14 protein-coding genes are annotated in these 12484 nt (G+C 49.4%); 6 read left to right on the forward strand and 8 right to left on the reverse strand.

What is annotated here, in order from left to right; all coding sequences use genetic code 11:
* Positions 1 to 85: 85 nt before the first annotated feature.
* The 5 genes from NYE68_RS12825 (at position 86) to NYE68_RS12845 (ending at position 3374) form a co-directional block, all read left to right on the forward strand.
* A complete protein-coding gene (locus tag NYE68_RS12825; protein ID WP_015417758.1) occupies positions 86 to 1312 on the forward strand; it encodes a DNA polymerase IV in 1227 nt (408 codons plus the stop codon).
* Between the two features lie 15 nt (positions 1313 to 1327).
* Positions 1328 to 1672 (forward strand): YolD-like family protein, encoded by a 345-nt coding sequence (locus NYE68_RS12830; RefSeq protein WP_017418082.1) that lies wholly within the window; start codon positions 1328 to 1330, stop codon positions 1670 to 1672.
* A gap of 92 nt (positions 1673 to 1764) precedes the next feature.
* Entirely contained in the window at positions 1765 to 1971 is a 207-nt protein-coding gene (locus tag NYE68_RS12835) for a YqzH family protein (protein WP_003153294.1), read from the forward strand.
* Between the two features lie 73 nt (positions 1972 to 2044).
* On the forward strand, positions 2045 to 3127 hold the full coding sequence (locus NYE68_RS12840) for an AI-2E family transporter (protein ID WP_015417760.1): 1083 nt from the start codon (positions 2045 to 2047) through the stop codon (positions 3125 to 3127).
* Between the two features lie 79 nt (positions 3128 to 3206).
* Positions 3207 to 3374, forward strand: a complete 168-nt coding sequence (locus tag NYE68_RS12845; RefSeq protein ID WP_007409388.1) for a DUF4083 family protein — start codon at positions 3207 to 3209, stop codon at positions 3372 to 3374.
* A gap of 1 nt (position 3375) precedes the next feature.
* On the opposite strand, the gene NYE68_RS12850 is transcribed toward NYE68_RS12845, so the two are convergent.
* The 5 genes from NYE68_RS12850 to NYE68_RS12870 all read right to left on the reverse strand — a co-directional run bounded on the left by NYE68_RS12850 (position 3376) and on the right by NYE68_RS12870 (position 7932).
* On the reverse strand, positions 3376 to 3765 hold the full coding sequence (locus NYE68_RS12850) for a VOC family protein (protein WP_324636961.1): 390 nt from the start codon (positions 3763 to 3765) through the stop codon (positions 3376 to 3378).
* 24 nt (positions 3766 to 3789) lie between these two features.
* The gene (gene coaA, locus NYE68_RS12855; RefSeq protein WP_003153290.1) at positions 3790 to 4749 is read right to left on the reverse strand and encodes a type I pantothenate kinase; all 960 of its coding nucleotides are present in this window, start codon (positions 4747 to 4749) and stop codon (positions 3790 to 3792) included.
* A gap of 75 nt (positions 4750 to 4824) precedes the next feature.
* Positions 4825 to 6174, reverse strand: coding sequence for a D-serine ammonia-lyase (dsdA, locus tag NYE68_RS12860; RefSeq protein ID WP_064107540.1), 1350 nt, complete (start codon positions 6172 to 6174; stop codon positions 4825 to 4827).
* A gap of 16 nt (positions 6175 to 6190) precedes the next feature.
* Complete coding sequence (locus NYE68_RS12865) at positions 6191 to 6967, reverse strand: SDR family oxidoreductase (RefSeq protein WP_039063282.1); 777 nt, start codon at positions 6965 to 6967, stop codon at positions 6191 to 6193.
* A 5-nt stretch (positions 6968 to 6972) separates the two neighbouring features.
* Positions 6973 to 7932, reverse strand: coding sequence for an MBL fold metallo-hydrolase (locus tag NYE68_RS12870; protein WP_113766708.1), 960 nt, complete (start codon positions 7930 to 7932; stop codon positions 6973 to 6975).
* Between the two features lie 396 nt (positions 7933 to 8328).
* Here NYE68_RS12870 and proC point away from each other — a divergent pair, with 396 nt between their 5' ends.
* Positions 8329 to 9168, forward strand: coding sequence for a pyrroline-5-carboxylate reductase (gene proC, locus NYE68_RS12875; RefSeq protein WP_007409383.1), 840 nt, complete (start codon positions 8329 to 8331; stop codon positions 9166 to 9168).
* 36 nt (positions 9169 to 9204) lie between these two features.
* Here the strand turns inward: proC and NYE68_RS12880 are convergent, their stop codons facing one another.
* From NYE68_RS12880 to NYE68_RS12890, 3 genes are read right to left on the reverse strand one after another with little or no spacing between them, the layout of a single operon-like run.
* A complete protein-coding gene (locus NYE68_RS12880; RefSeq protein ID WP_064115492.1) occupies positions 9205 to 9951 on the reverse strand; it encodes a polyketide synthase in 747 nt (248 codons plus the stop codon).
* Between the two features lie 59 nt (positions 9952 to 10010).
* Positions 10011 to 11258, reverse strand: coding sequence for a hydroxymethylglutaryl-CoA synthase family protein (locus tag NYE68_RS12885; protein ID WP_007409381.1), 1248 nt, complete (start codon positions 11256 to 11258; stop codon positions 10011 to 10013).
* A 57-nt stretch (positions 11259 to 11315) separates the two neighbouring features.
* Positions 11316 to 12470 carry a cytochrome P450 gene (locus NYE68_RS12890; RefSeq protein ID WP_015417767.1) on the reverse strand — a complete coding sequence of 385 codons (1155 nt, stop codon included), beginning with the start codon at positions 12468 to 12470 and terminating at the stop codon, positions 11316 to 11318.
* Positions 12471 to 12484 lie beyond the last annotated feature (14 nt).

The following is a 12484-nucleotide window of genomic DNA, read 5'->3' on the forward strand; positions in this document are numbered from 1 at the left end:
CAGCCGGGGAATGATTTACCAGTATAAACGTGGTCATTGTTCGGGTACAATGAAAAACAGAACAAACGTTCCCGGAGGTTTTTTTATGGCTGATATTCTTCTTGTAGATATGCAATCGTTTTATGCGTCTGTGGAAAAAGCGGAAGCGCCTCATCTCAAAAGCCGGCCCGTGATTGTCTCGGGAGATCCCGAAAGACGCAGCGGCGTCGTGCTTGCGGCTTGTCCGCTCGCCAAACGATACGGCGTAAAAAATGCCGAACGGCTGTGGGAAGCGCAGGCCAAATGTCCCGATGCCGTTATTGTCCGTCCGCGGATGCAGCGGTATATTGATGTATCCGTCATGATTACCGAACTGTTTGAACGGTATACCGATCTTGTAGAACCCTACTCCATCGATGAGCAGTTTCTCGACGTGACCGGAAGCAGGCGGCTGTTCGGTGATCCTTTTACAATTGCCAAAAGCATTCAGCAAGCGATTATGCGTGAATTCGGAATTTATGCCCGTGTCGGCATCGGGCCGAATAAGGCGCTCGCGAAAATGGCTTGCGACCATTTTGCCAAAAAAAACGCATCCGGCATCCACAGATTGGATATGTCAAATATCAGGCAGGATCTGTGGCCGCTGCCGGTCGGAAAATTATTCGGCATCGGAAAACGGATGGAGCATCATTTAAGACGGATGGGCATCAGCACAATCGGCGGGCTTGCCGGACACCCCGCCGAATTGCTGAAAAAACGCTGGGGCATTAACGGCGAATTGCTTCAGCGGACAGCCCGCGGCATCGATCCCTCTCCGGTCACCGTCAACACGCACAGCCGGCAAAAAGCGATCGGCCATAACATGACCCTCCCGAGAGACTACAGCCGCTTTGAGGATATCAAAGTCGTGCTGCTGGAGTTAAGCGAAGAAGTGGCCCGCCGCGCCCGTTTCAAACAATACATCGGCCATACGGTTTCGGTCAGCATCAGAGGCGCTGATTTTGAATTCCCTTCAGGTTTTCACAGACAGAGAAAGCTGGTGTCTCCGACTAATTTCGGAATGGATATTTTTAAAACGGCGGTCAAGCTCTTCAAAGAGCATTGGAACGGTGAGCCCGTCCGCAGCGCCGGCGTCTCCCTTTCCCAGCTGGAGCCTTGTGATTATGTTCAGCTGAGCCTGTTCGATGCCCAGGAAAAAAAGATCAGTCTCGGCAAAGTATTGGATGATATTCATGAGCGGTACGGCCCTGCGTCGCTCCTCCATGCCGCTTCACTGACAGAGGCCGGCCAAGCCTTTCACCGGGCTGAAAAAATCGGCGGGCATTACAAATAATTTGAGGTGATATACATGAATCCGAACAAATTAACACCCGGGTATAATGTCATGTGGGAATCAAGCCGGATGATGCTGCCCGAACATCGGGAGCAGCTGCTTGCGAAAAAACGAAAAGAACGGGAATTCCGGCCTCCGGAACTGAGCGAAGAGCAACTGAACGACATGAACCGCATCATTGCGGCGTCGATTGAAGAAGACAGGGCCATTTCGGTCACCTACGCTTCCGCACACGGCCCCCGCCGCTTTTGGGGCTGGGTAAAACAAGTGATGCATGACGAAAAGCGTTTAAAAATCATAAACGATGAAGATGCGTTAACGCTGCCGTTTCATCGTATTCTCTCGGCTGAACTGGAATAAAATCGTCCTGACAGAAAATATGATAGAAGAGTGGGAGGATCACATGATATTTAGTAGAATAAAGATGAATGACAAGAATAGGAGAATATATGATGGATCAATTTATAGAAAAAATGCTGGGACAAGCCCTCCGCCAGTATGGACGGAATGTGTCGACAGATCCGCTGAGCCCCTATGAAAAACAGAGTTTAAAAAAAGCTTTAGAAGAAAGAAGGAATGAAGAACCCGATGAGGATCTCCATGCCCATGTAGAAGATATTATCTACGATTACGTCACCAATCAAGGGCAGTTTTCCTGACACGGACGTTTATGCACCGGGCGATAAGGGAAATGTCCGAGAGTAAACCCTTAAAGATTGCGTGGTGCAGGATATGCCTGTCGGGCCTTATTTCAGGATCGGCTATGCCGTTCTTCTGTTATTTCTCATCATTTATCTCGGAACATTAATAGACTTTTTGTTCCAGCCTGTTGTGATTACGGTTAAAACCTTGTTTCCGCCCATTGTATTATCGGGCGTCCTTTACTATTTGTGCCGCCCGCTCGTCAGAGTGCTGCATGCGAAATTAAAGCTGCCCGAAGGAATCGCGATTTTAGCGATTTATGCGGGAACAGCCGGCCTTTTTGTCCTCTTCCTTTATACGGCGGGCCCTGCCGTTCAAAAACAGTTTACAGCCTTCACAGATCATATTCCGGAGCTTTCCGCAAAAGCTGAAAATTGGATCGGGCATCTCCAGGACAGCAAATGGTTTTCCCGGCTTCAGCATGGGGATTCCTTTAAAAAATTAGCAGACAAAGCCGCAAATTATTCCGGTTCAATCGCTGATTCTCTCAGCAGCCTGGCCGGTACGGCTGCCAATGCCGCCATCACCGCAGCCATTATTCCGTTTGCGCTGTATTACATGTTAAAAGAAGGAAACAAAGCCCCTCGGCGACTGCTGCGGCTTCTTCCGGAAAAACATCAAAAAGAAGGAAAACAAATCCTTCGGGATATGGATGAAGCTCTCAGTTCATACATACAAGGACAGCTGCTCGTCAGTTTCTGTGTCGGCGTTCTCGTCACGATCGGCTATTTTATAATCGGGCTCGATTATCCGCTCGTTCTGGGCGCGTTCGCCATGGTGACAAACCTGATTCCGTTTATCGGGCCTTGGATCGGCACATTTCCCGGAGTCATTGTCGGATTGTTCGATTCACCGACCGAGGCGGTGCTGGTGATTACGGTCGTCGTCATTGTCCAGCAGCTTGAAAGCCAGCTGATTTCCCCGCAAATTATGGGTCGGAAGCTGGACATTCACCCGCTGACCATTATTTTTCTTCTGCTTGCCGCCGGCAAATTCTCAGGAATTGCCGGGATGCTGCTGGCCATTCCGGGATATGCGGCCGCAAAAGTGGTCATAAGCCACATGCAGAAACTATTCATTCTCAGAAAAAAAACAAAGCTAGGAGAGAAATGATTCATCCCCCATGTCTTCACATCGGTCAAATGAAAAAACGGCGGGCTGAAGAAGCCCGCCGTACACGGAGGTAAAAAAGATGAACATCGGTGATGTCATTTTTCAATTGATTTCATTTATTGCAGCCGCATTTTTCCTGTTTGCCGTGATATACGTATTCAGAAGCTTGAACAAGCGCCGCATACAATTGGACAGAATCGAAAAGAAACTCGACGCGCTGCGCGAAGAAAAAAACGAAAAGTTATAGTTCATTCAGAAGCAGGAGCAACGAGCTCCACTTTTATCCGATCCGGGTCCTCCGTGTATACGGCGTAATGCGTGCTTCCGCCTGCATATGGATGGCGGTCCCTGTAAAGCACGGGGCATCCTCTGGCAAGCAGCTTTTCTGTCATCTCGTCAACCTGCTCTCTTGATGCAGCATGAAAAGCCAGATGGTTCAGCCCGACCCGGCATCTGTGGTACTCCGGTGTTAAAAAACGCTCCTCTGACTGTACAAGCACAACATAAAATCCTGCGTTTTTCCAGCTGATGCCGGAGTCCCAATTTTGAAATTCCCTATAACCGAGCTCACCTAAAAACCATCCCCAAAACCGGGCGGAGGCTTTCAAGTCAGATACATACAACTCAATATGGTGTATCATAATATTCGCTTCCTCCTCACATCACACCCGCCTTACCAGCACCTCTTCAACTTTATGGCCGTCACCTTTTCTCAAAATCAAATCCGATCTGAATTTTGTCGGCAGAATATTTTCATACAGATTCGGACGGTTGACGCTCTCCCAAATGGAGGCGGCCATGGTATCCGCTTCTGCATCAGACAAATCCTTAAATTTATGAAAATAAGAAGCCGGATCCTGAAAAGCGGTTTCTCTTAAGAGGCGGAAACGCTCCAAATACCACGTGAAAATCCGGCTTTCTTCGGCATCCACATAGATCGAAAAATCAAAGAAATCCGATACAAAAATCCGCGGATCTTCCCTGTCGTCCTCTAAGGTCGGCGACTGCAGGACATTGATTCCTTCGATAATAACGATATCCGCACCTTCGACAACCTCGACGGCGCCCTCTTCCCTGTCATACGTAAGATGGGAATATACGGGCGCCTCCACTCTCTCTTTCCCCGACTTTATATCGTTCAGAAACTCAAGCAGCGCTTTCACGTCGTAGCTTTCCGGGAATCCCTTTCTGGACAGAAGGTTTTTCCTTTTTAATTCCGCCGTCGGATACAAAAAACCGTCGGTTGTCACCAGGCTCACCTTCGGCCTGTCTGGCAGACGGGAAAGAAGCTTTTGCAAAATTCTCGCCGTCGTGCTTTTGCCGACGGCGACACTGCCCGCGATTCCGATGATAAACGGGATTTTCGCTGAATGCGGATGCTTCAGAAACACATTGACATGCTGATTCCGTCTTGCGGCAGACGTGACATGAAGATGGAGCAGGCGCACAAGCGGAATGTAAATCGTTTCTACTTCTTCCACCGACAGGTAGTCATTCAGCCCCTCTACGGCCTTGGCTTCTTCCTCTGAAACGGCAATGGAAAGATGGCCGCCGAATCCGGCCCACGACTCGCGGCTGTGCTGCGTATACAATGTATGTAAGTTCAATTCTTTACTTTTCACAATTCACACCAATCTCTCTGTATGGCTTTCCGATAAAAAAACAAACGCTTACAAAGATTGTAACGGAAAACCGCTTCACTGTCTGCCCATTTTTTTCAAAAATGAGGAACCGATCCGGCTGTACTCTTCCATTTCCTCCTCCGGAACCATGCTTCCGCCGGTGCTCCACACAAGGTGCACGGCATTTTCCATCTCAAGCCCCCGCTCTTTTATATAACGGTTTCCGGCTTCGGTCTGAACGACCTTGACGGCTCCGGCCAGTCCGGCGAGTGCAGAGGGTTCAAGGCTCTTATTCTCGGCCGCCCTTAATTGATAAAGCAGCGAAAAAAGCGTGCCGTCATCGGCGGTATAACAGCCGCTGATTATAGGCTCCATCAGAGGGCCGGCCAGTCCGGACGGCCTTCCCACCGCGAGTCCGTCGGCGGCCGTTTGATTATCAAGACCGATATCCTGCACGCTGATTCCGTCATGCAAGCCGGAAAACAGTCCTAACAGCATACACGGTGAATGCGTCGGCTCACCGAAAAAAATATGGACATGCTCGCCATAGATCAGCTTTAGCGCAAGCGCGACGCCGCCCGGGCCTCCTCCGACCCCGCACGGCAAATAAACGAAAAGCGGTTCATCTGCATCAGGCTTTATGTTCATTTGGTCGAGCTGCTTTTTCACACGGCTTCCCGCAACGGCATACCCCAAAAACAGATCCCGGGAATGCTCATCATCAATAAAATAACAATAAGGGTCCTGCTTCGCCTGCATGCGCCCCTCTTTGACAGCCAGACTGTAGTCTGCTTCATATTCGATGACGCGAACCCCCTTTTCCCGGAGCAGCTCCTTTTTCCACTGCTTTGCGTCACTGGACATATGAACGGTCACACAAAAGCCGAGCTTCGCGCCGATTATGCCGATACTCAGACCTAAATTGCCCGTAGAGCCGACGGCTATAGAGTATTTTGAGAAAAAAGCGGTAAACCGTTCTTCAGTCAATATGCTGTAATCGTCGTCTGCTGAGAGCATTCCCGCTTTTACCGCGAGATCTTCGGCATGCTTCAGCACTTCGTAAATCCCGCCGCGCGCTTTAATGGAACCGGAAATCGGAAGTTCGTCGTCGCATTTCAAAAGCAGACGCCCGGGGAAAGCCTGAGCGGCGCTGTGTTCCAGATGCTTCTTCATTTCATTAATCAAGACAAGCGGAGATTCAATGAGGCCTCCCTCCGCTTTCGTCTCCGGAAAAGCCGACGCGATATAAGGCGCAAACCGGCGCAGCCTTTCTTCCGCTTCGGCAATCTCCTTTTTCCATTCAGCGCCATGCTTTACTGGATCATCGGTTTTATGCGGATTGATCCAAAATACTTCACGCGCCTCCGCCATTTGCCTGACTAGAGGCTCTGCCATCAATGCCTTGTGTATATCCCGGTCGGACATTCCTTTTTCCCCCTTGTTACTTTTTCTTTAATGCGCGGCCTGCCAGTTTCTCTGTAAACGATGGGAAAAGCTGATACAGCTTCGTCCCGAGGCTCATCCATCGCGGAAGATTCATTTCCCGTTTATCCGTCAGAATCACGGATGTAATACGCTCTGCCACATGGTCGGCATCAAGCATCCATCTGCCGACGCTTTTCACATAACCGCCCTCTTTATCTGCAATTGTAAAGAAGTCTGTTTTGATCGGACCGGGATTAACCGTTGTCACGGCTACACCCGTACCGGCCAGCTCAAGCCGCAGTGCGTTGGAATATCCTAACACGGCGTGCTTCGTTGCGGAATAAAGGCTTGATTTCGGCGTCGCCAATTTGCCGGCCTGTGAGGCGATATTGATAATATGGCCGCTTTTCGCATGAAGCATCACAGGAAGACAGGCCTTCGTACAGGCGATTAATCCGAAGACGTTGACTTCAAACATTGCCTTCATATCATCCAAAGATGAATCAGCGGCCGTTTCAAAAATGCCGAAGCCGGCGTTGTTGATTAATACGTCAACATGACCGATCAAACGCCTTACGTTTTCAGCCTCTTCTGCATGCCGGACGTCAAAGGGAACGACATCACACTGTCCGCCGCGCGCGGTAATCGTCTTTTTCACTTCCTGCAAGCGGTCCTCCCGCCTGGCGGATAAAAAAACATGAGCCCCTTCTGCCGCGCAGGAATATGCAAGCCGTTCTCCGAGTCCGCCGGATGCTCCGGTGATCCAAATCCGCTTATCCGTTAATCTGCCCATTTCCTTCACCCCTTCACAGCTTTAAACTTCAGAGTGTTCCCCGACTGAAAGGATACAGCCTTCCCTTCGGCGGCCAGCACGTCAAGATGGCCGATCGTTTCTGACATCGTTAAAAACAATTCATTTTCATACACAGCCGGAAACAGCCGCCGGCATACCTGGAAAGCCGTCAGCGTTTCCTCTGACAACAGGCGCAGCACATATTCCGACCGATTTCTCTGTTTTTCAAGCCGCCTGTCAAAAGCAGGTTTTACGTCTGTCAGCAGATCGCCGTGTCCCGGATATAAAAAGGACGGGTTTACGTCATACAGCCGCTTCATTGAGTTCAAGTAGTCGAGCATCGGGGCCGCGCGCACGCCCCCCTTTTCCGGAGCTTCCAGAATCGGATTGGTGGAGCTGTTGGATAAAAGCAGATCGCCGCTGAACATTTCACCGCTTTTTTCATGGTAGAGCGCAATGTGAGAAGCGGCATGACCCGGGATTTCGAGCACCGTCCAGCCGTTAAGCCCGTCAATTTTTCCGCCTTCTTCCACTGTTTTCGTTAACGGACGGTTTGCAGAAAATAAGTATGACAGCTTAACTGTTTTATGTATGTCTTCAGGCGTCAGGGGAACGTCCATTTCAGTCATAAGCGACAGAAAAAAGTCCTCCTGCCGGGCGATATACGACTGATCCTGAGTAATGTACCTGTCATTCAGCGGATGCCCTATTACTTCCGCATCGTCGGAAAAAAGGTGCAGCAGACCTGAATGATCTGCGTGATGATGAGTGAGCACCACCTGTTCTATATCCGCCGCAGAAACCCCGTGTTCCTTAAGCTGCAATGAGAGCGATTCAGCCGCTTCCTTTGTATTCGGGCCGCAATCAATAAGGGTTAAAGCCTCATCTTTTACTAAATAAACGATAACGTCGCCGACTGCAAACGGAGTCGGCACACGTATCGGAATGATCTTTCTCGCTGCCATGTTTACGCTCCTTCGTTCTTTTCATTCCTGAATAATCATATTTTAGCGTTTTCTTTTCACTGTGTCATTATTGCCGCATATCGGAAAAAAAGATTGACATCCCGCTCTTGCGCATAGCATAATGAACAACAAACTAGAAAACACGGAACGCGATGACGAGGAACTAGTATATAAACAACGGCAGCAGAGAGCAATGTCCCCGGCTGAAAGACATTGCGGCCCTCTTGTTTACAGAACCTGCCCTCAGAGCGGTTAGGAAAACCTAAACGTATCCCCTCGTTACGGGATTTGAGCTGAGCACGGCTGATTCGTGCTAATGTAAGGTGGTACCGCGAAACCTTTTCGTCCTTTTTGACGGGAAGGTTTTTTTGTGTTTTGAGAAGAAGGAGGATTTATATGAAGAAAATCGGTTTTATCGGGGCCGGATCAATGGCGGAAGCAATGGTGAACGGACTGCTGCAAAGCGGAATGACAGCCCCCGGACATATATATATGACAAACCGGTCAAATGACAGCCGGCTTGAAGAGCTCCAAAAAACGTACGGAGTAAAACCGTGCCGGGATAAAGAAGAGTTTTTCAGCAATACCGACATTCTCGTTCTCGCCTTTAAACCGAAAGATGCGGCAGAAAGCATTGAGAACATTCGCGAATACGTGAAAGATCAGCTTGTGATTTCTGTCATCGCAGGGCTGACGATTCACACGATTCAGCAATATTTCGGCAGAAAGCTCACCATCATCCGGGCGATGCCGAATACATCCGCGGCCATTCAGCAATCGGCGACCGGTTTTTCCGCAAGCTCCGAGGCGAGTGAAGCTGAAATCCGGACGGCAAAAGAGCTTCTGGAAACAATCGGAGAAGCGACGCGCTTTGAAGAAAAACACCTTGACGCCGTCACAGCCATTGCCGGAAGCGGTCCCGCCTATGTGTACCGGTATGTCGAAGCAATGGAAAAGGCCGCCCTTCAAGCCGGCCTGCCGGAAGAAACGGCAAAAGAGCTGATTTTACAAACCATGGCCGGGGCGACGGAAATGCTCAGAACAAGCAGCAAACGGCCTGAACGCCTGCGCAAGGAAATCACAAGCCCGGGCGGCACGACTGAAGCAGGCCTTCGCGCATTAGAAGAGCGCCGCTTTGAAGAAGCCATCATGCACTGCATCGCAGAAACCGCAGCCCGGAGCGCCGAAATTAAAGAACAATTCGCAGGCTCCGTTCTGCAAAAGACGGACCAGTGATAAAGCATGGGGCTTCCCATGCTTTTTTCATTCTGTTTAACTGCCGTATAAGCGGCTGATTCTCTCTTTTACTTCAGGAAGATGGAATGTGGCTTCGTGCATGTTCACCTCTTCCTCAACCGCTTTTGTCAGCTCTCTTTTGATCCGTGCGGTCACATTGGTTTTCAGCGCAACCAGTGAGGCTCTCGGTTTATCCGCCAGCAGCCGGGCTAATTCGCGGCCTCTTTGAAGGACGTCTTTTTTCGGCAGCACTTCAAACGGAACTCCCCGTTTTTCCAGAGCGGCGCCGCTGAAATTCGCGGCCGTAAACAGCATTTCTTCCCCGAGGACAATTCCCAGTTTTTCAGGCACAATATACGTCGCGCCCATTCCCGGTGTAAATCCGTACTTCATATAATTACAAGAATAAAAACTCTCTCTGCTTAAAATCACGAAATCCGAGCTCAGACCGATCGTAAAGCCGGCTCCGATCGCATGCCCCTGCATGGCAGAAATCACGGGGATCCTGCAATCCAATAAAAGACTGTGAAGCTTTAAATCTGTAAATTGGAGCTTTCCTCTCTGAATGGTCAAAAGCCCCTCCTGAGTTCCTCCCGTGCAGAAATAATTTCCGTAACCCGTCAGAAGGACGGTTTTATAGGACGGATGGGCATTGATGTCTCGGAATACCCGGTGCAGCTCTCTGACAAACTCTTCTGACAGCCCGTTTTTCCCGGCCGTATCCTGCATTGTGACCTGCACAATGCCCGGTTCTGTTTCCTGTACATCAATCATTGGATTCATGTTTATTCTCCGTTTCTTTAAAAATACTCAAGCCTTTCCGGCTCTGAGTGTTTCTGATATTAAGTCGTCCATTCATACTTTCTGTGAAACTCTTTTATTTCAGTCAGCACCAATCGCGTTTTTCCTTGATGCGCATTCGGGATGTCTGCTGCGGGCGCGGCATTTCTTGTGCCGAATTTTACGATGCCGCTGTCTTGGAGCAGCCGGTCATAATCAGCCATCGATAAACGGACGCGTTCATCCAAATGCCGGCTGATCTGAAATTGATTCTGCCGCGTCCGGCTTTGCGGCATAACGACACCGCTGTAAAATTCAGAGCAGCAGCCCGAACCGTATGAAAAACAGCCGACTCGTTTCGGCGTTTCAAAAGAGCCGTTATCAATCGTGCTGGCAAGAGATAAAAATACGGTGGCCCCCATGATGTTGCCGACGCGCTGACAGTATTGAATCCCAGGCAGCACGCGTTGCTGAAAATCCGCTTCAATGTCTTGCGGCTTAGCCTTTGCCAATTTTCTCATCATCGTCCGATGCGCTCCTTTTACCATTCCGCCAAACGGAGTATGAAAAGAAAGGTATTGAAATGTATTCTTATAATCCGCCCCGCTCACACGCTTTCGGTATTCCTGAAATGATTTTTCACAGCAGTCCAAATAAGACATGAGCGACAGATCAGCATCCCCCGCTTCACTATCCGGAATCGGGCGGCAGGTATCCATGACTTCATACCCGTAATACCCGCTTGCGCCTTGATCAAGCAAAAAGACATGAGGGGTGCTGCTGACTAAAAGCGCCACAGCTCCCGCCCCCGCACTCGGTTCGGCATAGGACCATTCCTCCGTCAACGCGTCACCGCCTTCAGCCACTAAAAAGCGGGAAATATCCGTTCCGATGATGAGCGCTTTCGCTCCCGGCGATGTTTGCGATAAGATGAAATTCACGCCCATTTGAAACCCGGCCGTTAAAGAATAGCAAGCCTGTTTCACCTCAAATAACCGGCAATTCCGCTTCAGCTGCAAATAATCATGGACGTATGTACTGATGGATTTGCCAAAATCAATCCCGGATTCCGTACAGGTGATGACCATTTCAATCTGATTCCGTTCCTCTTCTGACAGAGAGTCGATAATCGGTTTTGCGGCATTTACGGCGAACGTAATCGGATCTTCAAACGGAAGCGCCACCACTTTTTCTTTCATCAGCAGGTTCTCAAACCTTTTTTTATCCAAGTTCCGATGTTCCGCAAGCTCCATGACGTCTACATACGCGGTTCCGCCAAACACGTTCATTGCTTCGATTCCTACATTCATTTCTCCAAGCCCCCAGAGTAAAGAGGCTTCCTGTGGAAGCCTCTTTTATTTTTCCGTTCAAAACTCAACAAGCAGCCTGTCAACGCCGTGAAATACAGGGCTCGGAACCAGATTCGGCTCTTGATCCTCAGTAAAACGCCATGCGGACATCTGTTCAAAAAAGTGGGAAAGCGCGATTTTCGCTTCAAGCCGGGCCAGCGGCGCTCCTAAACAATAATGGCTGCCCTGACCGAATGACAGATGCTGATTCGGCTTTCGTCCCAAGTCAATCTGATCGGCATTTTCAAACTTCTTTTCATCTCTGTTCGCCGATCCAATCCACGCATACACTTTTTCTCCGGCCGGAATCGTTTTTCCGCCAATCTCGCTTTCAACCGCGGTGTAGCGGGTTACCCGCTGAATGGAAGGTCTGAGGCGGATGACTTCCTCAATAAAGTCAGGAAGGAGCGCCTTGTTTTCAAGCAGCCGGGGCAGAATGTGCGGGAACTCCTTGAGACTGAGAAATGAATTTCCGATCACATTTTCCGTCGTTACGTGCCCCGCGACGATCAACAAGCCGCAAAAACCGATTAATTGCTTGTCTGACAGCGGCTCTCCGTCTAAATCAGCTGAAATTAAATGGCTGATTAAATCATTTTGCGGCTGTTTTCTCCGCTGTAAAATAAACTGCATGAAATATCCGATCATCTGCTTTTGCACTTCATTCATTTTCTTTTCATCTTTTACATTCTGGCTTTGGTCGACCCAGCTTTTAAAGATATCTCTGTCTTTCGGAGGGAATCCTAAAAGCTCTGCGATCACGATAATCGGAAGCGGAAATGCGTAATCTTCAATAATGTCCATCCTGCCTTTTGAACGGACGGCCTGAAGCAGGTCATCAGCGATAGCGGCTATACGCGGTGCAAGAGACTCAACCGATTTCGGCATGAACGGCTGATTGACCAATTTTCTGAAGACGGTGTGTTCGGGCGGGTCCATTTTCAAAAGGCTGTCTTTGTTAATATGCCGGATCATTTTTTCCTGCTTGTCCGCACTTAAGTATTTATGATCGGAAGAAAAATGACTGTAGTCAGAAATCACCCGCTTCACTTCATCATAGGTGAAGATTTCCCAGCAATCTTCCTTTTCATTGTAATGAACGGGAGAGGTTTCTCTCATCGTTTGGTACCACTTGTACGGCTGCTGCTGTCTGATTTTTGTTAAACTGGTCATTTTCATTCCTCCAA

The organism is Bacillus sp. FSL R5-0447, from assembly GCF_038606125.1.
Lineage (GTDB): Bacteria > Bacillota > Bacilli > Bacillales > Bacillaceae > Bacillus > Bacillus velezensis.